This is a genomic window from Variovorax sp. GrIS 2.14, from assembly GCF_046115955.1.
Lineage (GTDB): Bacteria > Pseudomonadota > Gammaproteobacteria > Burkholderiales > Burkholderiaceae_C > Variovorax.
Genome location: NZ_JBJXIA010000004.1, coordinates 111462 through 134657 on the forward strand (window position 1 = coordinate 111462; position 23196 = coordinate 134657).

The following is a 23196-nucleotide window of genomic DNA, read 5'->3' on the forward strand; positions in this document are numbered from 1 at the left end:
TGCACGGCCGAACCCTTCCACAAGCTGACCAAACCGGCGTCTCGATTGAAGCGGGCAAAGCTGTGGCCGCAAAACCGAACGCACGACACGCGTTACCCTCCCGCGCATGGACCGCCTAGAAAACATAGAGACATTCGTCCGCGTCGCCGAAACACAGAGCTTCGCCGAGGCCGCCCGACAAATGCGCGTCGCGCGTTCGGTCGTCACCGCCCGCGTGAGGCAACTCGAAGACCATGTCGGCGCACCGCTCTTTCATCGGAGCACACGAGTCGTCCGGCTCAGCGATGTGGGCCAGGCTTTCTTGCGCGACTGCACCGAACTTGTTGGACGGGCGAACGACGTCATCGACCAGATGCGTGACGCCAAGAGCGGGCCGGTGGGCACCTTGCGCGTGCATGCGCTCACCGGCTTCGTACTGGGTCACTTCGCGTCTTTGCTTCGCGAATTCCAGGTGAGTTATCCAGACATTCATCTGGAGCTGATCGTCAGCGACGCCGTTGTGGATCCGGTCAAGGCGGGTGTCGATTGCGCGCTGCAAATTTTTCCGGCGGCGTCGACCGATCTCGTGTCGCGTCCGCTCTTTCCTGTGCGTCGCGTGTTCTGCGCGACGCCCGACTACCTGCGTTCGCGCGGCACGCCGGAGAGCCCGCGAGAACTGCACAAGCACACGCTCGGGCTCTATTCGGGCTACCCCACGCGCGACCGCTGGACCTTTCATCACGCGGATGAACAGGTGACCATGTACATGACGGCCAGCCTGCTCACCAACAGCGTCCACCTGCTGCGGGAATATGCGCTGGAGCATGCCGGTATCGTGTGCCTTCCGACGCTCGTCGCCGGCGACGCGATCTTGCGAGGCGATCTTCAGGTGGTGCTGCCGCAGCACCAGTTGTCTTCGTTTTCGCTGAGCGCCGTCTATGCCGGGACGTCGCGCAATGCGTTCAAGCTCAAGCTCTTCATAGAACACATCGTGGCAGCTTTCGCGCGCGTGCCGCCATGGGACGCAGCCATGGTCGACAAGGGTTTGTTGCCCGCGCAACTGATTTTCGACTGAGCGTCTTCAGGGGGTTACAGCCCCGGGAAAACCCTGTCGATTGACCGGATTCACCGAACAATGCGGGCCACATTTAAGGCCTACCGGAAAACCGGTCCGTTTCATAGAGTGCCTCCATCCCGCAGCACCACGATGGCGCTTCGTTGACCACCACAGGATGACCAAAGGAGACACCCCATGGCAGCCGTCTACCAGACCCGTTTCGGATCGCTGAAGAATTTTGAAAAGGGCCACGTCGAGCCGATCTCCGACGACGTGCGCCACTACGCGTTTTCCAACTGCTTCGAGATCGCGAGCAAGAGCAAGCCTTACGAAAAAGTCGTGTTCGGGCAGAACCAGATCTACGTGCTCGAAACGCTGCGCGCAGAGGGCACTTCGCCTTGGTACACCTGTGCGCACGACGAGTTCGCGCTGGTGATGGACGGTGAGGTCGAGGTGCACCTGATCAAGCTCGACGCGGCGCAGGCCGTTGCCGACCTCGAGAAGAACGGTGCGGTAAGGGTCGAGGGCGAACCCCGTGGCCAGAAGATGGGCTGGATGAAGTTGTCGCGCGGCCATCAGGCGCTGCTGCCCAAGAGCACCGCCTACCAGTTCCGTACGCCCGGCGAGCCCGGCGTGATCGTGCTGCAGACCTGCAAGGGCGACCTCTCGACCGAGAAGTGGGCCGATATCTGCCAAACGCACTGACAGAGGAGCCACACACATGAACGCACCCGCAGAACTCGCCAAGGTGATCGCGTCGCAGCCAGACGCTTCACTCGGCTACAAGAATTTTTCGCTCGGCAGCTTCGGCTTTCGGCGTGACGAATACTTCGTCCATATCAACTGGAAGACGCGCGACGGCCGGCCCATGAGCCACACGATGGACGCCGGCAACTACCTGCGTGCACTGATGCGCGACGTAGCCTGGGGCTTCTTCTACGGCTGGGTCAACTTCGACAACGTGTTCGGCACGGTCAACCACTACCAGTCGGTCGACATGTACGCCGGCAGTTTCAACGGCACCATGAAGGACGCCGGCATCGACATGCTGGAGAACTTCCCGACGGCACAGATCCGTGCCACCTTCGAGGCGATGCTGGACGACTGGACCAACGAGAGCTTCGATCCGTTCTCCGCCCCACAGGAAACCGGCTCCGCCTACGGGCGCAAGAACGGCAGCAACACCGCGAAGATCACCCGAGCCCGTGAACTCGCCAAGCGTTGCGTCGGCCTCAAAGGCGACCTTAATCTGCGCAGCGATGAAAGTGGGGCGCCGATCAACCGGGCCTTCGCCGACGTCTCGCAGTCTCAGCCCGAGCTGCATCCAGAGCCCGGCTTCGAGAACGAAGTCCATGCGTTCAGCCTGTTCGGCTTCTTGAGCCGCTCACAAGTGACGTGGAACCCGAGTTTCACCTCGGTGGTGAAGCACAGCTTCATGTGCCCTACCACCGAAGAACACATGCTGCCGATCATTCATGGCAACGATCGCGTCGAGTGGTTTTTTCAGATGACCGATGAGATCCATTGGGACTGCGCCGACAAGAACACCGGCAAGCCGATGGCCCGCGTGATCATGAAGGCGGGAGACATGTCCGCCATGCCCGCCTATTGCCGGCACCAGGGCTACAGCCCCAAGCGCTCGATGCTGCTGGTCTGGGAGAACGGCTCGCCCACCCTGGTCCATGAGATCCAGAAGGGCGAAAGCCCAGAGATCCCCGTTCAGTTCTGAAGCCACGCGGTCCATCGCGACCGCACCAAGGAAAACCTTTTCATGACTCTTGCGGACATTCAGGCCGCGGCTGGCCTTGTCACGCCTGTCCGCCACCAGCTCTTTATCGACGGACGCTTCGTCGATGCCGAATCCGGCGAAACGCTGGCCACGCTCAACCCGCATGACAACTCGACCATCGCCCACGTCGCACTCGCCGGCAAGGCCGACGTCGACAAGGCCGTCGTTGCGGCGAAGCGCGCGTTCCCTGCATGGAGCCGCATGGCGGCCGCCGATCGTGGACGCATCCTGCTCAAGCTTGCCGACCTGATCGAAGCCAACACCGAAGAACTGGCGCGACTCGAATCGCTCGACACCGGCCATCCGATACGCGACTCCCGCAAACTCGACGTGCCGCGCACGGCAGCGTGCTTCCGCTACTTCGGTGGCATGGCCGACAAGTTCCAGGGCGAGACGATTCCGGTCGAGGCCGGCTTCCTGAACTACACGCTGCGCGAGCCGGTCGGCGTCGTCGGCCAGATCGTGCCGTGGAACTTTCCACTGATGTTCACCAGCTGGAAGATGGCGCCTGCGCTGGCTGCGGGCAACTGCATCGTGATGAAACCCTCGGAGATCACGCCGCTCAGCTCTTTGAAGATCGCAGAATTGATGGCCGAGGCCGGCATGCCACCCGGCGTGGTCAATATGCTGCCGGGGCTCGGCAGCGTGGCGGGCCAGTACATCGCCGAGCATCCGGACATCGCCAAGATTGCCTTCACCGGCAGCACTGCGACCGGTCGCCGCATCGTCCAAGCCAGTGCTGGCAATCTCAAGAAGGTGCAGCTCGAACTCGGCGGCAAGGGCCCGAACATCGTGTTCGAAGACGCCAACCTGCAGGCCGCCGTCAACGGCAGCGCCTGGGCAATTTTTCATAACCAGGGGCAGGCCTGCATCGCAGGTTCGCGCTTGATGCTGCACGAGAAAATCGCCGACGCCTTCCTCGACAAGTTCGTCCCGCTGGCGCAGTCGATCCGCCTCGGCAACCCGCTCGACGACGCGACCGAAATGGGCCCGCTCACCAGCGCGCTGCACAAAGACCGCGTGCTGGCGTATGTCGACATCGCGCGCGAGCAGGGCGGCGAGGTGTTGGCGGGAGGCCGCGCACCGGGCGGTGACCTGGCGGCCGGTTGCTATGTTGAGCCGACCATCGTGCGGGCGCGTTCGTCACGCGATCGCATTGCACAGGAAGAAGTGTTCGGTCCCTTCGTCACCGTGCTCACCTTCAAGGACGAGGCGGAAGCGATGGAGATCGCCAACGGCACCGACTACGGCCTGGGCAGCGGCTTGTGGACAGGCAACTTGCAACGTGCGCACCGCATGGCGCGTGACCTGCACGCCGGCATGGTGTGGATCAACAGCTACAAGCGCGTGAACCCCGGCTCACCGTTCGGTGGCGTCGGGCAGAGCGGGTACGGGCGCGAGATGGGGTTCGATGCGATGCGCGAGTACACCCAGGTCAAGAGCGTATGGGTCAACATCGACGCGCAGATTCCACCGCACTTCGCACGTTGAAAAAAGCCGCAGTGAAAGCTCCGATGCAAGACTTCGTCTACACCAGCCATTCGCAGCGCGTGGTGTTCGGCATCGGGTCTATGAAGCATCTGGCGCGCGAGATCGACGCCCTCGGCGGGCGCCGCGCGCTGGTGCTGTCGACGCCCGAGCAACGCACGCAGGCCGAGCGCGTGGCCGACATGCTCGGCACGCAAGCCGCTGGCATCTTCGACCGCGCCGTGATGCACGTGCCGATCGAGACGGCGCGCGAAGCACGTGACGTGGCACGCCGGCTCGGCGCCGACTGCGCCGTCGCCATCGGCGGCGGATCGACCACCGGGCTGGGCAAGGCGATCGCACTCGATTCGGGCTTGCCGATCCTCGCCATTCCGACGACCTACGCCGGCAGTGAGATGACGTCGATCTACGGCCTCACCGAAGCCGGTGTGAAGAAGACCGGCAAAACTTCGCGTGTTCTGCCGCGCACCGTCCTCTACGACCCCGAGCTTTCGCAGACCTTGCCGCTGGCGATGAGCGTCACCAGCGGCATCAACGCCATCGCGCATGCAGCCGAAGGCCTCTACGCGCAGGACAGCAATCCGGTGATGGACCTGATGGCAGTCGAAGGCATCACAGCCATGGCACGCGCGCTTCCGTCGATCCGCAAAAACGCGCTCGACATCCATGCCCGCACCGATGCGCTCTATGGCGCATGGCTGTGCGGCAGTGTGCTCGGCAGCGTGGGCATGGCGCTGCACCACAAGCTGTGCCACACGCTGGGCGGCAGCTTCAACCTCCCGCATGCGGAGGTACACACCGTTGTGCTGCCACATGCCCTGGCCTTCAATGCCGGTGCGGCGCCGATTGCAATGGCGCGAATCGCCAAGGCGCTGGGCAGCGCGTCAGCGGCGGCGGGGCTGTACGCGCTGGCGCGCGACAACGGCGCACCCACCTCGCTCAAAGACATTGGCATGCGAGCCGAAGACCTCGACCGCGCAGCGGACCTGGCGGTGAGCAATCCGTACTGGAACCCGCGGCCTTTTGGCCCGGCAGAACGCAGCGCGATTCGCGCGCTGCTGCAGCGCGCGTGGGATGGCGAGCCGCCGCGCTGATGGCGTCCGGTAGCAACCGAATTTGTGCAACGACATAACGAAGAAGGAGACAACCATGGCTTTCAATCGCAGACAGTTCACCCAGGCCGCAGCGGCCCTCGCCGCCACCGGCGCTACGCCGCTGGTGTTCGCGGCCGACACGATAAAGATCGGGTTCGTGTCGCCGCAGACCGGCCCGCTCGCGCCGTTCGGCGAAGCCGACAAGTGGGTCATCGACCAGATGAAGACGGCCTTCAAGGACGGCATCAACGTCGGCGGCAAAAAGTACGCGGTGCAGATCGTACTGAAAGACAGCCAGTCGAATCCGAACCGGGCCGGCGAAGTCGCCAACGACCTGATCCTGAAAGAAAAGGTCGCGCTCATGCTTACCGCGGGTACGCCCGAAACCGCCAACCCGGTGAGCGATGCGTGCGAACTGAACGAGGTGCCCTGCATCTCCAGCGTGGTGCCGTGGCAGCCCTGGTTCTTTGGGCGCAAGGGCGATCCGGCCAAAGGTTTCAACTGGACCTACCACGTGTTCTGGGGGCTCGAGGACGTCATCGCCACCTACACCAATGGCTGGAAGACGGTGGCGACAAACAAGAAGGTCGGCGGCCTGTTCCCCAACGATGGCGACGGCAACGCTTGGGGCGACAAGGAGCTCGGCTTTCCCAAACCGCTGGCGCAGATGGGCTTCACCCTGACCGACCCCGGCCGCTTCCAGAATGGCACGCAGGACTTCAGTGCGCAGATCGCGGCCTTCAAGAAAGACGGCGTCGAGATCGTCACCGGGGTGGTGATTCCGCCGGACGCCAAGACCTTTTTGACGCAAGCGAAACAGCAGGGTTTCAAGCCGAAGATCATTACGCTTGGCAAAGCGCTGCTGTTCCCGGGCGCCATCGAAGCGCTCGGCGATCTGGGCGATGGCCTGTCGACCGAAGTCTGGTGGAGCCCGTCGCATCCGTTCACATCGAGCCTCACCAAGCAGAGCGCCAAGGCGCTGGCCGACGCTTACGAAGCCGGTACGAAAAAGCAATGGACGCAGCCGATCGGCTTTTCGCATGCGCTCTTCGAAGTGGCGGTCGATGCGTTGTCGCGCGCCAAGTCGCAGAAGGCGTCCGACGTGCGCGATGCGGTGGCCGCGACGTCGATCGATTCAGTGGTCGGCCCGGTGAAGTGGGGCGGTCAGGGCCCGTTCAAGAACGTGAGCAAGACACCTCTGGTGCTCGGACAGTGGGGCAAGGGCAAGAAGTACAAGTACGAGATGGTCATCGTCAACGACGAAGCAGCCAAGAGCATTCCGGTCGGCGGCACGCTGCGGCCGATGCCGAGCTGAGCGATGACGCTTCTGGCGCTGCACGGGGTCAGCAAGTCGTACGGCGCGCTCAAGGTTATCGACGACATCACGTTGTCGGTGAGCGAGGGCGAAACGCTGGGCATCCTCGGGCCGAACGGCGCGGGGAAGACCACGCTGTTCAACCTGATCTCGGGCGATGCGCGGGCCGATGCCGGCCGCATCGAGTACGAGGGGCGCGACGTGACCGGGCTCAAGCCGCATCAGCGCTGCCAGGCCGGCATCGGCCGGAGCTATCAGGTGCCGCAGCCGTTCGGCAACATGAGCGTGTTCGAAAACCTGGTGACCGCTGCCTGCTTCGGGGCGCAGCAAAGCGAGCGGGAAGCCTGGAACACGGCGCACGAGGTGCTGGAGCAGACCGGGCTCATGCCGCACGCCAACAAGCCGGCGGGTGGCCTGACGCTGCTGAATCGCAAACGGCTGGAGCTCGCGCGGGCGTTGGCGACGCGGCCCAAGTTGCTGCTGCTCGACGAGATCGCGGGCGGCCTTACCGAGCACGAGGCCAAGCAGCTGGTCGAGGAACTGCAGCGCATCAAGTCGCGTGGCATGACCATGATCTGGATCGAGCATGTGGTGCATGCGCTGCTGTCGCTTGCCGACCGGTTGTTCGTCATCAACTTCGGACAGAAGCTGGCCGAGGGCGAACCGCGTGCCGTGATGAACGACGGCGAAGTGCGCCGTGTGTACATGGGGATGGAAGCGTGACGGCTCTATTGCAGACGCAGGGATTGCAAGCCTTCTACGGCGATGCGCAGGCGCTGTTCGGTGTCGACTTCACGCTGGCGCAAGGCGAACTGGTCGCCATCATCGGCGCCAATGGTGCGGGCAAGTCGACGCTGCTCAAGTGCCTGACCGGCCTGGTTCGCGCGCCGCGCGATGCGGTGCGATTCAAGGGCGAAACCATTGGCGGATTACCCCCCGGCGAGATCGTCAAGCGCGGTCTCGCGATGGTGCCGGAAGGCCGGCGTCTGTTTCCGAGCCTGAGCGTCGAGGAGAACCTGCTGATCGGTGGCCTCACACAGCGCAAGGGGCCGTGGAACCTGAGCCGCCTTTACGCGCTCTTTCCCATCCTGGCCGAGAAGCGCAGCCATCCTGCCACGTCGTTGTCGGGTGGCCAGCAGCAGATGGTGGCGCTGGGCCGCGCACTCATGAGCAACCCCGACGTGCTGTTGTGCGACGAGCTGTCCCTGGGCCTGGCGCCCATCGTCATCCGCGAGATCTACGCCGCCATGCCCGACATCACGGGTGAAGGCATGACGGTGGTCATCGTCGAGCAGGACGTGACGATGGCGCAACGCGTGTCGCAACGCATCTACTGTCTGCAGGAGGGGCGTGTGTCGTTGCAGGGCCGCTCCGATTCGATGACGCGCGAACAGATATCGCAGGCGTACTTCGGCTTGTGATGGCAGCACGAAACGTAACGCGAGTGGAGCCACTGCATTGATCGAAACCATCCTCCAGGGCATTCTGCTCGGCGGTCTCTACACGCTGTTCGCGCTCGGCCAGTCGCTGATGTTCGGCGTGATGCGGCTGACGAACACGGCGCAGGGCGACTTCATCATCCTTGGCGCCTTTACGGTGATCGCGAGCACGTCGCTGTTCGGAGATGCGCCGCTGCAGGTGGCGGTGGCAGCGCTCGCCGTGTTGCCGATCGCCTTCGGGTTCGGCTACGCGCTGCAGCGCTACGTGTTGAACGGCACGCTCGGCAAAGATCCGCTGCCGTCGCTGGTCGTGACCTTCGGCCTCTCGATCGTGATCCAGAACATGCTGCTCGAATTGTTTTCGGCCGACCCGCGCTCCATCGAAACGGCTGGTCTCAACACGCAAGGCTTGCGCCTTGGCGAATCTTTGTCGCTCGGCGTGTTGCCGCTGATCGTGCTTGCGATCGCGCTGGTGGCGACCGCAGCACTGCAGTGGCTCTTCGCGCGCACGGCGCTCGGCCGTTCTTTCAGGGCGGTGTCGGACGACCGCGAGATCGCCGAACTCATGGGCCTCAACGCGAAGAAGGTCTACGCGCTGGCAACGGCCATCGCCTTCGTGCTGATCGCCATTGCGGGGGCGTTGCAGGGCATGCGCACGACGGTCTCGCCTTCCGACGGCCCGCTGCTGCTGCTCTTTGCCTTCGAGGCCGTGATCATCGGCGGCATGGGTTCCTTTTGGGGCACTCTGGCCGGCGCGATGATCCTCGGCATCACGCAGCAGATCGGCTTCAGGCTCGACCCGGGCTGGGGCATCTGGTTCGGCCACATCGTTTTTCTGCTCGTGCTGGTGCTGCGCCCGCAGGGGCTCTTTCCGAAGACCCGAGGATGATGCCGATGACGCAAGTGACCGATTCGAATGTCGACGTCGTGCGCGGTACCGCCGCCAGCCGTGCCGCTTTGGTAGTGGCGGCCGTGCTCGTCGTGCTGGCGGCGAGCCTGCCGTTCTGGGGCGAATCAAGTTGGATGCGCGAGTTCGTCCAGGTCGCCTGCTACTTCATTTTCGCGATGATGTGGAACCTGCTCGCGGGCTATGGCGGCATGGTGAGCATCGGCCAGCAGGCGTACTTCGGTTTTGGCGGGTACGTGATGCTGATGCTCGGGAATTTCCTCGGGCTCAATCCTTTTGTTGCGATTCCGCTGGGTGCCGTCGCTGCGGGGCTCATCGCGGTGCCTGTGTCTTACGTCGCGTTCCGGCTGGCGGGCGGCTACTTCGCAATCGGCACCTGGGTCATCGCCGAAGTGTTTCGCCTGAGCTTCGCAAACGTGTCTGCGGTGGGGGGTGGCTCCGGCACCACGCTCACCGCGCTGCGTGGTATCGAGAAAGCGACGCGCGAAAGCGTGACCTACTGGATGGCACTGGCTTGCGTGGTGGCGGCCATCGCGTTGGTTTTTCTTTTCCTCCGCAGCAAGCGCGGCCTGGCATTGCTCGCGATACGCGACAACGAAGTGGCGGCCGAATCGCAGGGCATCCCGGTGGCGCGCATGAAGCTCGCCGTGTATGTGGTGGCGGCCTTCGGTGCCGGGCTGGCGGGAGCTCTGTACTTCGTTGGCAATCTGCGCATCAGCCCCGATGCAGCCTTCAGCGTCAACTGGTCGGCCTTCGCGATCTTCATGGTGGTGATCGGCGGCATCGGTCGCATCGAAGGGCCGCTCGTCGGCGCTGTGATCTTCTGGGCGCTCAACAAATTTTTGAGCGACTATGGCACTTGGTATTTGCTCGGCCTCGGCCTGCTCGCCATCGTGGTCACCCTTTTCTTCAAGCAGGGCTTGTGGGGCTACGCGCAGCAACGCTGGGGCTGGTCGCTCTTTCCCACGCAGCGCCGGCTGATTGAAATTTCAGGAGACCGTTCCCCATGAGAAACATCAACGAAGACACCATCACCACCGCCGTACTCGAAAGCATCGCAGGCTGCGACAACCCGCGATTGAAGGAAGTGATGTCGGCGCTGGTGCGCCATCTGCACGACTTCGCGCGCGAGGTGAAGCTCACCGAGGCCGAGTGGATGGAGGGCATCCAGTTCCTGACCGCCACGGGGCAGAAGTGCGACGAGAAACGGCAGGAGTTCATCCTGCTATCGGACACGCTGGGCCTGTCGATGCTGACGGTGGCGCTCAACCATTCCAAGAGTCCGCAAGCCACTGAGGCGACGGTGTTCGGGCCGTTTCATGTGCACGGCGCGCCGCAGCTCGAGCAGGGCGACGACATGTCCGGCGGCGCGGTCGGTGAGCCGCTCTTCGTCCAAGCCACAGTGCGCGGCATCGGCGGTGAGGCGGTTCCGCATGCCGAGGTCGATGTGTGGGAGGCCGACGCCGATGGCTTCTACGACGTGCAACGCCCGGAGCTCACCGGCCCGCAAGGCCGAGCTGTGTTCAAGACCGATGGTGAAGGGCGGCTTAACTTCAAGGCGGTGTTGCCGGTGGCTTATCCGATTCCGACCGATGGGCCGGTGGGGCGCATGCTGGCCGCGGTCAAGCGGCATCCGTGGCGCCCGGCGCACGTGCATTTCATCGTGAAGGCGCCGGGCTACGAAACGCTCATCACGCATGTGTTCGTCGACGGCGATACGTACCTCGACAGCGATGCGGTGTTCGGGGTGCGCAATTCGTTGATCGGTAACTACGTGCGTCATGCGCCGGGCACGGCACCCGACGGCTGCGTGCAGGCAACCGCGTTTCACACGCTCGACTTCGGCTTCGTGCTGGAGCCGGCGCAGGCCTGAGCTTCGACCCGAGCACGGCGCCTGGCTCAGGTCCGCACCGCCGCGCTGAAGCCTAGCGTTGTTTGCCGCTCAGGAAAGGCTCCGGATCGACCGCGACGCCTTGCTTCCGGATCTCGAAGTGCAGCTTGACGCGGTCGGTACCGCTCTTGCCCATCTCGGCGATCTTCTGGCCTTGCCGCACCACGTCGTTCTCTTTGACCAGCGCCTTGTCGATGTGCGCGTAGGCGGTGATGTAGGTGTCGTCGTGCTTGACGATGATCATCGTGCCGTAGGCCTTCAACGCATTGCTGACGATGACGACGCGGCCGTCGCGCGATGCCAGGATCGGGTCGCCCAACTCGCCCGCGATGTCCAGGCCTTTGCTCTTGTTGCCGTCGAAGCGCGCGATAGTGGCGCCTGCTGCCGGTGAACCGAAGAGCGGTGCCGGTTTGGGCGGCGGCGTGACGGGTGGAGCAACAGGCGGCTGCTGCGGCACCGGCGGCAGCGAGGGCGACGGCGGCGCATTCAACGGCACGTTGGTGCCGCAGGCCACGAGGCCGGTAGCGATGAAGACGGCCGCGGCTGCGCGAAGGATCAGGGTCGAAAGGTGCATGGCGCTCATTGGAACGCAATCGATGCCGGACGTTCCACAAGTAGCCTTTTTTTACTTTAAGGGTTTGGCCTAGGGTGTGCCGCCAGTTTTTGTAGTTGCGGCTGACGTGCCAGCACCGCGTCGCATGGGCCGTAGTCGCGCACGCGGCCAGCTTCCATCAGCACGATGCTGTCGAAATGGTCGAGCACGCTGAGCCGATGGATCGACGCGACGAGGCACGCACCCGGAAAGCCCGCGGCAATGCGGTCGAGCACACGCGTCTCGGTCGCGGCATCGAGCGCGCTGGTTGGCTCGTCCAACAGCAGCAGCGTGCTGCCCTTGGCCGCCAGCACGCCGCGCGCCAGACACAACCGCTGGCGTTGGCCCCCGGAAAGGTTGAAGCCACGCTCGGTCAGCATCGTGTCGAGGTCGCCCTGCATCGCTTCGAGCACTTCGTCGAACGCGCTCGAATGAAGGGCCGCCTGAAGCTTCGAATCGTCGTGCGCTTCGCCGAATGTCAGGTTCTCGCGCACGCTGGCCTCGAAGACCTCGGTCTCTTGCGGGATCAACGTGGCCAGCGTGCGCAATGAGGGCCAATCGCGCGCCGCACCGTCGAACGACAGGCTGCCGTCCTGCGGCACGTAGAGCCCGGCCAGCACGCGCAGCAGCGTGCTCTTGCCGCCGCCGCTCGGGCCGACGAGAGCAACCCGCTCGCCGCGACGCAGCGTGAGCGCGACATCCTGCAGGCTACCGCCGCGCGACGTGTCGGCATAGTCCCAGCGCAGGCCATCGATGGTCATGTTCTTCCAGCTGGCCGTGGCATCGATTGCATGCGCGGTGTCGGGCGCCGCATCGGGCGCATTCCAGATCGGCTCGGCACTCAGGTAGTCGGTGTGCATGCGCGCAAAGCCCTGAAAGTTGGCGGCCATCGAGCCGACCACTGCGGCGGCCTGCTGTGCGTACTGGTAGATCATGAACACGGTGCCCAGCTGCACCGCCGTGCCGGGCGTGCGCTCGTGCCAAACGTAGATAAGCACCAGCGCCCAGGTGAGTCCGAGACCGAGCAGGTCCACGGTGGCCCACTTGCCTTCATTGAGCAGCGCAGTGCGCTTGAGCGGCGTCGACACCGCCTCCATGCGCCGCCGCAAGAGCACGCGCGAAGCTTGCTGCAACCGCAAGCCGACCACCGTGGAGGCGTTGCCGATGAAGTCGAGCAAGGCCGCGACATAGCGCCGGTCGGCGTCGTTCTCTGTGCGGGCCAGCTTCATCAGCGCACGGTCGAAGCGCAGGATGATCAGGCCGACCAGCATGTAGCCGAAGAAAGCGATCAACCCGCTGACACGCGACAGCAGTACCAGCGCGACCAGCGGCCCGACGAAGCTGACCGCGTTGGCAAGGTAGACAAACTGGTTCTGCGCGAAGTCCGACAGCGCCCGGCTCGCCTGGTGCACGCGGTGCTGCAATTCGCCCGAGTGGTGCGTGTCGCGCCATGTCATCGGCGCGCCTGCGATGCGGGCGTAGAGCGTGTCGGCCAGCGTCTCGCGGATGCGCACGGCCACGTTGCGCTCCAGCACGCGGCCCGGCCCGTGCACGCTCCACGAAACGACGTAGACAAAGATCAACAGGGCGATCCAGCGCACTGCAATGCCCAGCTCGCCATGCTGCAGCGCGTTGATGGCCTTGCCCGCCAGGAAAGGCATGCTCAGGCGGATGAGCTGAGACGTGGTCAGCAGCGACAGCGAGGCGACCAGCTGGCCACGTGTGCCGAGCGCGAAGCGCCACAGCGCCGTGTACAAGACGCGAAGGGGCTGGTCCGGTGCCAGGCGCATCCTCGGGTCTCTTGGCGTTTCGTGAGGCCCGTTACTTGACCGGAATGGGCGTACCGCGGTCGATCGCGACCGCGGTGATGCTGTTCTTCGGCGAGCCGTCGATGAGCAGATCGGAGTAGGTGAGGTACACGAGCGCGCTGCGCTTTGTGTCGACCATGCGCACCACGCGCAGCCGCTTGAAAAGAATCGAAAGCCGCTCGCTGAACACTTCTTCGCGCAGTGGCAGCGGCCCGCCGTTGAAGCTCACCGGACCGACCTGACGGCACGCGATCGACGCCTCGGCCTTGTCCGTGGCAAAGCCCAGTGCGCCCGAGACGCCACCGGTCTTTGCGCGCGACACATAACAGGTCACGCCGGCGACCTTTGGGTCGTCGTAGGCCTCGACCACGATCTTGTGATCGGGGCCGATCAGCTTGAAGGCGGTGTCGACATCGCCGACAACTTCGGCATGTGCGCTCAACGTCGCCGCGAGCAACAACGCGCCCCCGAGAGTGCGCAAAAAGGGACGGGCGATGCGGTGAATAGGGTTCATGGATTTCAGGCGATGTCGATCGTATGCACCCGGTCGAAGCTGCCGCGCTTGCGATCGGCAAAGAAGCATTCGAGTGCTTCGCGCACGGTACGAAAAGCGATCTCGTCCCAGGGAATCTCTTCTTCGGTGAAGAGCTTGGCCTCGATCGTTTCGTGGCCGGGAGCAAACACGTCGTCGAGCAGCTTGGCGCGATAGAACAGGTGCACTTGGCCAACCCGTATCACGCTCATCACTGCGAACAGACCCTGCATTTCGAAATGCGCACCGGCCTCTTCGTCGGTTTCGCGCGCCGCACCTTGCGATGCGCTTTCGTTCAGCTCCATGAAGCCAGCCGGCAGCGTCCACTTACCCCAGCGCGGCTCGATGTTTCGCTTGCACAGCAGCACGCGATCACCCAACACGGGAATGGTGCCGACCACGTTGAGCGGGTTCTCGTAATGAACGGTGTGGCAGGCGGGGCAAACCGCACGTTCCTTGGTGTCGCCATCGTCCGGAAGACGATAGACCACCGCGGTGCCGCAGTTTTTACAGTGCTTGATGGGAACGCGGAAGGTCATCGGCAACGAGGTCTTAAAGGTGGGCTCAAACGATCTTGACGGTCAGCGAAGGCAGACCGGCGACTTCACCGACCAGCGTGTCGCCAGCGACCACGGCTGCGACGCCCTCGGGCGTGCCGGTAAAAATCAGATCACCCGGTTGCAACTCCCATGCCGCCGACAGATGCTCGATGGTTTCGCCCAGGTTCCAGATCAGCTTGCTCACGTTGCTGCGCTGGCGGTCGGTGCCGTTCACCTGCAGCGAGATCTCGGCCTTTTCGACATCGCCGGCCGCGGCCGCAGGAACGATCGGTCCGATGGGTGCGCTCTGCTCGAAAGCCTTGCCGATCTCCCAGGGGCGGCCCTGCTTTTTCATCTCGCCCTGCAGGTCGCGGCGCGTCATGTCGAGGCCGACCGCATAGCCGTAGATGTGCTTGTGTGCATCGACCGCCTTGATGTTCTTGCCGCCGGTGCCGATGCAGGCGACCAGCTCGATTTCGTGGTGCAGGTTCTTGCTGAGCGTCGGGTATGCCATGGCGCCGGTCTGGCCGGCGTCGACCACCACCACCGCATCGGCCGGTTTCATGAAGAAGAACGGCGGCTCGCGGCCAGTGAAGCCCATTTCCTTGGCGTGATCCTCGTAGTTTCGGCCGACGCAATAGATGCGGTGCACCGCGAAGCGGGCGGTCTGGCCCACCACGGGAACCGAGACGGTCGCGGGAGGTGGAAAAACGAATTCTGATGCCATGGCGTTGTGTCCTTTGTCTGCCGGCTGCGCGCCGAACCGGCAGTGTGCCAGAGGGTACCGCCCCTTCGCATTACCCCTGCGCGCGCCGGCGCTGCGAAGCTATGCTCGGCGCATGATGAAGCTGTACAACTACTTCCGCTCGTCCGCCTCTTACCGGGTGCGCATCGCGCTCAACCTGAAGGGGCTCGACTACGAGTACCTCCCCGTGCACATCGCCAGGGGTGAGCATCTGGCAGGTGCTTATCCGCAGATTTCGGCCGACATGCTGGTGCCTCTTTTCGAGGACGAACCTGCCGCGGGCGAAGAACAAGGCGAGCGCTTTTCGCAATCGATGGCCATCATCGAGTACCTCGACGAGGTGCATCCAGAACCGCCGCTGATGCCGCTCGACCCCGCCGGCCGGGCGCATGTGCGGGCGCTGTCGGAAACCATCGCCTGCGAGATCCACCCGATCAACAACCTGCGGGTGCTGAAGTACCTGGTGCGCGACCTCAAGCTGGACGACGCGGCCAAGAACGCGTGGTACCGGCACTGGACCCGGCTCGGCCTGGAGGCTTTCGAGCGCCAGCTGGCGCAGCGGCCGGCCGCCCTGTATTGCTGGGGCCACACGCCGACGTTGGCCGACTGTTGCCTGGTGCCGCAAATCTTCAACGCGCAGCGCTTCGATTGCGATCTGAGCGGCCTGCCGCGCACCACGGCGGCTTACGAGGCCTGCATGCAGCTCGACGCCTTCCAGCGCGCGCATCCGTCACGGTGTCCGGACGCGGAGAATTGATGGCGGTGCAGTCGTCAAAGTCGTTGGTGCCGCTCATGCCGCTCATGCCGCTGGTGCCCGACTGGCCGGCGCCGGCCAACGTCCGGGCGCTTTGCACCACGCGCGCCGGTGGCGTCTCGACCGGCCCTTGCGCCAGCCTGAACCTGGGCGAGCACGTCGGCGATGCGCCGGAGGCTGTTATCGAGAACCGGTCGCGGCTGCGGTCGGTCATCGGTGTTCGTCCCGTGTTCCTGCGGCAAGTGCACGGCACCGATGTCGCTGCGCTCGACGCAGACACATCCGATGGGTCAGGTGCCATCGCAGCGGACGCTTGCACTACCACCGGGACGGGTATCGCCTGCACCATCATGGTCGCCGACTGCATGCCGGTGTTGTTCACCGACGAAGGCGGGGAGCGCGTGGCAGCGGCGCATGCCGGATGGCGCGGGCTGGCTGCGGGCGTGCTGGAACGCACCCTCGGCACGTTCACGAAGGACGTGGGGCCAACGGGCGCTGGGACGCAAGGCGATGCGCAACAGCGCGGCGCTTCAAAAATAATCGCCTGGCTCGGCCCCTGCATCGGCCCCAAGGTCTTCGAAGTCGGCTCGGAGGTCAAGGCCGCATTCGAAGCGCATTCCGCCGGAGCCGCGTCGTGCTTCGAGCCTGGCGCGGTGCCCGGCAAGTGGCTCGCCGATTTGCCGGCGCTGGCCCGGCAGCGGCTGCGGGCGATGGGCGTGGAAGCCGTCTACGGCAACGACGGCAGCGATGCCTGGTGCACCGTTAGCAACTCGTCACAGTTTTTCTCGTACCGGCGGGAGGCTGGCAGCGGCCGCTTCGCCGCGCTGATCTGGAAGGTCTGACGGAAGGTTGTCATCTGCCGGAGCGCTGGTCGGATGACCAGCGGGGCCAGTCGGATTGCTCGACCGGTGCGCCTCGCGAGCCTTTTCCTGCGCTGCGATTTCTCGTTCTCGGGCGCGCCGCCGCCTTGCCGGCGTCAGCATGAAATACATGATGAGTCCAACCGGAAGTAGCCCGTACAGCACGAACGTCACGCTGGCACCCAGCACGGTGCCGGTGGTGTTGGTGGCCTCCGCCACGGCCATCATCATCGTGACGTAGAGCCAGGCAATTACAACCAGGTGCATGAGTGGGCGTTGTCGTTGTCGGAGTAGAAAACAAGGGCTAGGCGAAAACACGGCGTTGTGAGCGCTGGTCGAATGCAGCATACTCAAAAGCCACCCGATTCAGGCGAGGCAGCAGGAGACACCACATGAAAAAACAAGCCAACGGGGTCGATGCTTTCGCACCCTTTCAACAGGCGCTGACGCAGGGCTGGGACAAGGCACTGACGTCTCTGCAGTCGATCGGTGCCAACGGTGCCGCGCCATCTTTCGATCTTCCCAAGCTTTCCTTCTCGGCTGAAAAGTTGAAGAGCCTGCAGGAACAGTACGTGGCCGAGGCTGGAGAGCTGTGGAAGGCCGGCATGACACCCACCACGGCCAGCAGCGATCGTCGCTTTGCCGGCGAGGCCTGGGGCAGCAACCCGGTCTCGTCTTTCACGGCTGCGGTCTACCTGCTCAACGGCCGCACCTTGCTCAACATGGTCGAAGCGGTCGAGGCCGACGCCAAGACCAAGTCGCGCCTTCGCTTTGCGGTCGAGCAATGGATGGCGGCGTCGTCGCCCAGCAACTCACTCGCCTTCAATGCCGAGGCGCAAAAGCGTGCGATCGACACGCAGGGCGAGAGCATCGCCAAGGGCCTCAAGAACCTGCTGGGCGATGTGAAGCGGGGTCATCTGAGCATGACCGACGAGACGGCCTTCGAAGTGGGTCGCAACGTGGCGACGACCGAGGGTGCGGTGGTGTTCGAGAACGAACTCTTTCAGTTGCTCGAATACAAGCCGTTGACAGCCAAGGTCTACGAGCGTCCCTTCCTGCTGGTGCCGCCTTGCATCAACAAGTTCTACATTCTCGACCTGCAACCCGAGAACTCGCTCATCCGGTATGCGGTGGAGCAGGGCCATCGCGTGTTCGTCATCAGCTGGCGCAATCCGGACGAATCGCTGCGAGACACCACGTGGGACCAGTACATCGAAGACGCTGCGATCAAGGCGATCCATCTGGTGCAGGAGATCGGGGGCAGCAAGCAAATCAACACGCTCGGCTTCTGCGTCGGCGGCACCATCCTCAGCACGGCGCTGGCGGTGCTGGCGGCACGCGGTGAAAAGCCGGCCGCTTCCGTCACGCTATTGACCACGCTGCTCGACTTCACCGACACCGGCATCCTCGACATCTTCATCGACGAGGCGATGGTCAAGTTTCGCGAAATGCAGATGGGCTCCGGCGGCTTGCTGGACGGCGGCGAACTGGCATCGACCTTCAGCTTCTTGCGGCCGAACGACCTGGTCTGGAACTACGTCGTCGGCAACTACCTGAAGGGTGAAACGCCGCCGCCGTTCGACCTTTTGTACTGGAATTGCGATGCGACCAATTTGCCTGGGCCGTTCTATGTCTGGTATCTGCGCAACACGTACCACGAGAACAAGCTCAAGGTGCCGGGCGCGCTGACGGTGTGCGGCGAGAAGATCGACCTCGGCGCCATCGATGCGCCGGTGTACATCTACGGCTCGCGTGAAGACCACATCGTGCCGATCGGCGGTGCCTATGCATCGACCCAATTGCTGAAGGGCAAGAAGCGCTTCGTTATGGGCGCGTCGGGCCACATTGCCGGCGTGATCAATCCGCCGGCCAAGAAAAAGCGCAGCCACTGGATTCGCGAAGACGGCAAGCTGCCGGCGTCGCAGGCCGATTGGCTGACCGGCGCCCAGGAGCATCCCGGCAGCTGGTGGACCGACTGGGCCCAATGGCTCAAGGGACACGCGGGCAAGCAGATCGCGGCGCCCAAGGCGTACGGCAAGGGCAGCGCCTACAAGGCGAGCGAGCCGGCACCAGGGCGCTACGTCAAGGCCAAAGCCACGACGCCGGTCGCCGCCTGAAGCTTGTTTGCAATACAGTCATTTCAACTACACCATCGGAGAGAAAGCATGGAAGACATCGTCATCGTTTCGGCCGCACGCACAGCCGTCGGCAAGTTCGGCGGCTCGCTCGCCGGCATCGCAGCCACCGAGCTCGGCTCGATCGTCATCCGAGAAGTTCTGGCACGTGCCAAGCTCACACCCGACCAGATCGGTGAAGTCATCATGGGCCAGGTGCTGGCAGCAGGCGCCGGCCAGAACCCGGCGCGTCAGGCGCTGCTGAAGAGCGGCATCGACAAGTCGGTCCCGGCGCTCACCATCAACGCCGTGTGCGGCTCCGGCCTGAAGGCCGTGATGCTGGCGGCACAAGCGGTGGCAACGGGCGACAGCGAGATCGTCATCGCCGGTGGTCAAGAGAACATGAGCATGGCGCCGCACGTGCTGCCCAACTCGCGCAATGGCCAGCGCATGGGCGACTGGAAGCTGGTCGACACCATGATCGTCGACGGCCTCTGGGATGTGTACAACCAGTACCACATGGGCATCACGGCCGAGAACGTGGCCAAGAAGTTCGATATCAGCCGTGCGTCTCAAGACGAGCTGGCGCTGGGCAGCCAGACCAAGGCTGCGGCCGCGCAGGACGCCGGCAAGTTCAAGGACGAAATCGTCGCCGTCAACATTCCGCAGAAGAAGGGCGACCCGCTCGTCTTCGACAAGGACGAATTCATCAACCGCAAGAGCAGCGCCGAAGGTCTGGCCGCTTTGCGCCCCGCCTTCGACAAGGCGGGGGGTGTGACGGCGGGCAATGCGTCGGGCCTGAACGACGGCGCCGCCGCCGTGATGGTCATGACCGCCAAGAAGGCGGCACAACTCGGCCTGAAGCCGTTGGGCCGCATCGCCAGCTTCGCGACCGTGGGTCTCGACCCGGCGATCATGGGCATGGGACCGGTGGCCGCGTCGACCAAGGCGCTGCAACGCGCCGGATGGAAGCCGCAAGACCTCGACGTGCTCGAAATCAACGAAGCCTTCGCTGCACAAGCCTGCGCCGTGAATCGCGAGATGGGCTGGGACGTCAATAAGGTCAACGTGAACGGCGGCGCGATTGCCATCGGCCATCCGATCGGCGCTTCGGGCTGCCGCATCCTCGTCACGTTGCTGCACGAGATGCAGCGCCAGAACGCGAAGAAGGGCATTGCTTCGCTGTGCATCGGCGGCGGCATGGGCGTGGCGTTGACCATCGAGCGCTGAACGCATTCGAAGAAAACGTCTCCGCCATCAAGTTGTACGAGACGCCGCGCTTCGAAGTGCGGACCCGGTTGCGGCTCACCTCGATGCGCAAAGCTTCAACATGATCGACTCAGTCTTCGCGGAGTTGAGCTTCTGGGCAATGGTCGCCGTGTCGGTGATCCTGCCGGTGACGATCTACGCCGTGCTCTTCGCGAAGCCGAGCGTCTCGCGCTACACGGTGCTGGCGCTGGGCCTCGCGCTGGTCGCGATCGCCGGGTTCGATGTCTACTTTTTGCAGCACATGCAAACGGCGGTTCGCGGCACGCCGTCGCTGGTCGACGACGCTGTCTTCGACTCCGAAGTGTCGTTCGCGCTCTATCTTTTTCCGTTGATGTTCGGCGGCATCGGCGTCAACCTGATCTCGCACCTCTTGATCAGTCATCTGGTCGGCGCAGAGCGGCGCTTCGAGAAGAAACATCCCGACCGCTGATACAGGCGACAGAGCGAAGCGCAAACAAACCGGCGCGTCGAAACTGCGCGCAGACCCTCAAGCCAGTTCGACGACAACCGGCTGGTGGTCCGACGCGCGCGTGACGGAATCGACTTCGATGCGGCGCACACGCGACGCCAAGCCTTCGCTGACGAAGACGAAGTCGCAGGCAACCGGTTCGGGGCCATAAGTCCGATCGAACAGCCGGAAGGTCGGCGCGTGCAATGCCGCGCCATGCACCAGCGGCCACGCATCGTGCAACGCATGCGCCGCGGCATCGCCGTCGACCTGAAACGGCGCCTGCATCACCGGATACTCCGGCTCACTTGCCGCCAGATTGAAATCACCGCAGAGGATCGCGTGCGGCGTGTGCGTCTTGGTTTGAAACGGCGAGCCACTGTCATCCTTCACCGGCGGCGCTACGGCTTGCGCGCAGCCATCGATGTGCAATTGCCGCAGCGCACGCGCCTGCGCCATGCGCTGCACCTTGGAGTAGTACTCGAGGTGCGTCGTCATCACGCGCACCGGCCCGAGCGCGGCGTCACGCACGGTCATCACGCTGCACATGCGCGGCATGCTGCGCACATCGGCATCGGCGGGCCAGGGCAGCGCGTGGTGCTGCACCTGTGCGACCGGCAATCGCGTGGCGATCAGGTTGCCGAAGCGCTGGCGTTTGCCATCGGCAGTGAACTCGTCGACCGCGGCACCGAAGAAGATTCGAAAACCTGGTAACAGCGCCTGCAGTTGCGCCGGCTGGTCGCCTGGCTGGCCCGGCAGGGTGTCGAAGCCCTGCGCGATTTCCTGTAGGCACAGCACGTCGAAGTCGGCCATGGCGCGCGCGCCGTCGACGATGCGCGCAACGTCGACCACATCGTCGAGACCGCGGCACCATTGCGTGTTCCACGTCACCAGTTTCATTTGATCCCCGCCCGCATGAAGCTCTGCACGAATTGCCGCTGGAACAGCAGGAACGCCACCAGAAGCGGCGCCGACGTCATCAGCGTGGCGGCCGTGATGATCGACCAGTCGACCCCCTGGTCCACCGAAGAAAACACCTGCAGCCCGACGGTGAGCGGCCGTGCGTTGACGCTGTTGGTAACGATCAGCGGCCAGAGAAAATTGTTCCAGTGGAAGCTGACGGAGACCAGCGCGAAGGCGGTATACACCGGCTTGGCGAGCGGCACATAGACGCGCCACAACATCTGCATGGCACTGGCTCCTTCAACGCGCGCTGCATCGTCTAGCTCCTTCGGAATGCCCATGAAGGTCTGGCGCAGCAGGAAGATGGCGAAGGCCGATGCGAAGTAGGGCAGGCCGATCGCGAGCAGCGTGTCGACCAGGCCGAGCCGCGCCATCGTCTTGTAGTTTTCAACCACCAGGATGTCGGGCATCACCATCAGTTGCAGGAGCACCAGTGCGAAGGCGATGTTGCGGCCCTTGAACTCATAGCGCGCGAACGCGTAGGCGGCCAGCGTGCCGAGTACCAGCTGCGCGACCAGGATCATCGCGACCAGCAGCGTGGTGTTGAGGAAGTAGCGCGCGAACGGCGCGGCCGCCCAGGCGCGGCGAAAGTTATCGAGCGTGAGCGGCGCAGTGAGGCTGAAGCGCGTTGAAAACTCGGGCGCGTGAAAGGCGGTCCACACCGCGTAGACCAGCGGCAAGATCCATAACAGAGCCAGCAGCCACGCAGCGATGGTGTCGAGCCAGCCGGGGGCGTTGTAGGCCAGCTGTTGGGAGGGCGCACGCGCGGTCATTTGTAGTGCACCCGCGTGTCGAGCACGAAGAACTGGAACAGCGCAATGCTCACCAGCACGACCACCAGCACCACGGTGATCGCCGATGCATATGCCGTGTCCCAGTAGCTGAAGCCCACCTCGTACAGGTAATAGAGCAACAGCGTCGACGCGTTGTCGGGCCCGCCACGCGTCAGCACGAAAAGATGGTCGACCATGCGAAAGGCGTTGATGAAAGCGTTGACCAGCACGAACAGCGTGGTCGGCATCAGCAGCGGCCACTGCACCCGCCTGAAGAAGTACCAGCGCGATGTGCCTTCGATAGCCGCAGCCTCGCGCAGGCTGGGGTTGAGCGTCTGCAACGCGGCCAAATAGAAGATCATGAAGAAGCCGGACTCCTTCCAGATCGCGACCACCGTTACCGCCCCGAGAGCCGTGCTCGGACTGCCGAGCCAGTTTTGCGAAGGCAGGCCGAGCGCACCGGTGATCTGCTCTAACAAGCCGTATTGCGGCGTGTAGAAAAAGAGCCAGATGTTGGCGACCGCGATCATCGGCAGCACGGTCGGCGTGAAGTACGCCATGCGCAGGAATGCGCGGCCGCGAATGCGCTCGTTGACCCATAACGCCATCAGCAACGCGAGGCCGATCGAGCACGGAATCGTCGCGCCGGCAAACCAAAGGTTGTTGCGCACCGCCTTCCAGAACACCGGATCGGCTGCCATCGCCTGGTAGTTTTCAGGGCCGACCCACACGGCCGCGCGGCTGCCTTTCGGCGTCGAGAAAAAGCTGTCGACGAGTGTCGATACCGCCGGCCAATGCGTGAAGGCCACCAGCAGCACGAGTGCCGGCAGCAGCATCAAC

The 23196-nt window shown here is 63.9% G+C and carries 24 protein-coding genes; 16 read left to right on the forward strand and 8 right to left on the reverse strand.

All coding sequences use genetic code 11. From position 1 onward, the window contains the following. The first annotated feature begins 106 nt into the window (after window positions 1-106). From RCH10_RS08720 to RCH10_RS08770, 11 genes are all read left to right on the forward strand, one after another. A complete protein-coding gene (locus tag RCH10_RS08720) occupies window positions 107-1054 on the forward strand; it encodes a LysR family transcriptional regulator (RefSeq protein WP_187052530.1) in 948 nt (315 codons plus the stop codon). Window positions 1055-1231: 177 nt separating this feature from the next. Continuing rightward, entirely contained in the window at window positions 1232-1741 is a 510-nt protein-coding gene (locus RCH10_RS08725) for a hydroxyquinol 1,2-dioxygenase (protein WP_409052066.1), read from the forward strand. Window positions 1742-1757: 16 nt separating this feature from the next. Then, entirely contained in the window at window positions 1758-2765 is a 1008-nt protein-coding gene (locus RCH10_RS08730) for a hydroxyquinol 1,2-dioxygenase (RefSeq protein WP_409052067.1), read from the forward strand. Between the two features lie 42 nt (window positions 2766-2807). Next, entirely contained in the window at window positions 2808-4316 is a 1509-nt protein-coding gene (locus tag RCH10_RS08735) for an aldehyde dehydrogenase family protein (RefSeq protein ID WP_409052068.1), read from the forward strand. A gap of 23 nt (window positions 4317-4339) precedes the next feature. Continuing rightward, window positions 4340-5407, forward strand: a complete 1068-nt coding sequence (locus RCH10_RS08740; RefSeq protein ID WP_409052225.1) for a maleylacetate reductase — start codon at window positions 4340-4342, stop codon at window positions 5405-5407. Between the two features lie 55 nt (window positions 5408-5462). Continuing rightward, window positions 5463-6722, forward strand: a complete 1260-nt coding sequence (locus RCH10_RS08745; RefSeq protein WP_409052069.1) for an ABC transporter substrate-binding protein — start codon at window positions 5463-5465, stop codon at window positions 6720-6722. Window positions 6723-6725: 3 nt separating this feature from the next. Continuing rightward, window positions 6726-7445 carry an ABC transporter ATP-binding protein gene (locus RCH10_RS08750; protein WP_323496377.1) on the forward strand — a complete coding sequence of 240 codons (720 nt, stop codon included), beginning with the start codon at window positions 6726-6728 and terminating at the stop codon, window positions 7443-7445. Continuing rightward, window positions 7442-8143, forward strand: a complete 702-nt coding sequence (locus tag RCH10_RS08755) for an ABC transporter ATP-binding protein (RefSeq protein ID WP_409052070.1) — start codon at window positions 7442-7444, stop codon at window positions 8141-8143. Before RCH10_RS08750 ends, RCH10_RS08755 begins: the two co-directional genes overlap by 4 nt. A gap of 37 nt (window positions 8144-8180) precedes the next feature. Beyond that, window positions 8181-9050: a branched-chain amino acid ABC transporter permease gene (locus tag RCH10_RS08760; protein WP_409052071.1), complete on the forward strand. Its 870-nt coding sequence runs from the start codon at window positions 8181-8183 to the stop codon at window positions 9048-9050. A gap of 5 nt (window positions 9051-9055) precedes the next feature. Next, window positions 9056-10078: a branched-chain amino acid ABC transporter permease gene (locus RCH10_RS08765; protein WP_323496380.1), complete on the forward strand. Its 1023-nt coding sequence runs from the start codon at window positions 9056-9058 to the stop codon at window positions 10076-10078. Beyond that, window positions 10075-10941 carry an intradiol ring-cleavage dioxygenase gene (locus RCH10_RS08770; protein WP_409052072.1) on the forward strand — a complete coding sequence of 289 codons (867 nt, stop codon included), beginning with the start codon at window positions 10075-10077 and terminating at the stop codon, window positions 10939-10941. Before RCH10_RS08765 ends, RCH10_RS08770 begins: the two co-directional genes overlap by 4 nt. Window positions 10942-10993: 52 nt before the next feature. Here RCH10_RS08770 and RCH10_RS08775 read toward each other — a convergent pair whose 3' ends face one another. Genes RCH10_RS08775 through RCH10_RS08795 form a run of 5 tightly spaced genes read right to left on the reverse strand, consistent with a single transcriptional unit; the run spans window position 10994 to window position 15157 of the window. Next, window positions 10994-11533 (reverse strand): peptidoglycan DD-metalloendopeptidase family protein, encoded by a 540-nt coding sequence (locus RCH10_RS08775; protein WP_409052073.1) that lies wholly within the window; start codon window positions 11531-11533, stop codon window positions 10994-10996. Between the two features lie 56 nt (window positions 11534-11589). Continuing rightward, a complete protein-coding gene (locus tag RCH10_RS08780) occupies window positions 11590-13341 on the reverse strand; it encodes an ABC transporter ATP-binding protein (protein WP_409052074.1) in 1752 nt (583 codons plus the stop codon). Between the two features lie 31 nt (window positions 13342-13372). After that, entirely contained in the window at window positions 13373-13873 is a 501-nt protein-coding gene (locus tag RCH10_RS08785) for a CreA family protein (protein ID WP_409052075.1), read from the reverse strand. 5 nt (window positions 13874-13878) lie between these two features. Further along, complete coding sequence (locus tag RCH10_RS08790) at window positions 13879-14430, reverse strand: NUDIX hydrolase (protein WP_409052076.1); 552 nt, start codon at window positions 14428-14430, stop codon at window positions 13879-13881. A 25-nt stretch (window positions 14431-14455) separates the two neighbouring features. Continuing rightward, window positions 14456-15157, reverse strand: a complete 702-nt coding sequence (locus tag RCH10_RS08795; RefSeq protein WP_409052077.1) for a fumarylacetoacetate hydrolase family protein — start codon at window positions 15155-15157, stop codon at window positions 14456-14458. A gap of 115 nt (window positions 15158-15272) precedes the next feature. Here RCH10_RS08795 and maiA point away from each other — a divergent pair, with 115 nt between their 5' ends. The 5 genes from maiA (at window position 15273) to RCH10_RS08820 (ending at window position 20602) form a co-directional block, all read left to right on the forward strand. Then, window positions 15273-15932: a maleylacetoacetate isomerase gene (gene maiA, locus RCH10_RS08800; RefSeq protein WP_409052226.1), complete on the forward strand. Its 660-nt coding sequence runs from the start codon at window positions 15273-15275 to the stop codon at window positions 15930-15932. Continuing rightward, window positions 15932-16771 carry a peptidoglycan editing factor PgeF gene (pgeF, locus tag RCH10_RS08805; RefSeq protein WP_409052078.1) on the forward strand — a complete coding sequence of 280 codons (840 nt, stop codon included), beginning with the start codon at window positions 15932-15934 and terminating at the stop codon, window positions 16769-16771. Before maiA ends, pgeF begins: the two co-directional genes overlap by 1 nt. Window positions 16772-17181: 410 nt before the next feature. After that, window positions 17182-18906, forward strand: coding sequence for a class I poly(R)-hydroxyalkanoic acid synthase (gene phaC, locus RCH10_RS08810; protein ID WP_409052079.1), 1725 nt, complete (start codon window positions 17182-17184; stop codon window positions 18904-18906). A gap of 48 nt (window positions 18907-18954) precedes the next feature. Beyond that, window positions 18955-20133, forward strand: coding sequence for an acetyl-CoA C-acetyltransferase (locus RCH10_RS08815; protein ID WP_187052514.1), 1179 nt, complete (start codon window positions 18955-18957; stop codon window positions 20131-20133). 100 nt (window positions 20134-20233) lie between these two features. Beyond that, a complete protein-coding gene (locus RCH10_RS08820; RefSeq protein WP_409052080.1) occupies window positions 20234-20602 on the forward strand; it encodes a hypothetical protein in 369 nt (122 codons plus the stop codon). Between the two features lie 57 nt (window positions 20603-20659). Here RCH10_RS08820 and RCH10_RS08825 read toward each other — a convergent pair whose 3' ends face one another. Genes RCH10_RS08825 through RCH10_RS08835 form a run of 3 tightly spaced genes read right to left on the reverse strand, consistent with a single transcriptional unit; the run spans window position 20660 to window position 23192 of the window. Continuing rightward, window positions 20660-21520 (reverse strand): endonuclease/exonuclease/phosphatase family protein, encoded by an 861-nt coding sequence (locus RCH10_RS08825; protein ID WP_409052081.1) that lies wholly within the window; start codon window positions 21518-21520, stop codon window positions 20660-20662. Next, complete coding sequence (locus tag RCH10_RS08830) at window positions 21517-22356, reverse strand: carbohydrate ABC transporter permease (RefSeq protein ID WP_409052082.1); 840 nt, start codon at window positions 22354-22356, stop codon at window positions 21517-21519. Before RCH10_RS08830 ends, RCH10_RS08825 begins: the two co-directional genes overlap by 4 nt. Beyond that, a complete protein-coding gene (locus tag RCH10_RS08835) occupies window positions 22353-23192 on the reverse strand; it encodes a carbohydrate ABC transporter permease (protein WP_409052227.1) in 840 nt (279 codons plus the stop codon). Before RCH10_RS08835 ends, RCH10_RS08830 begins: the two co-directional genes overlap by 4 nt. Window positions 23193-23196: the final 4 nt, after the last annotated feature.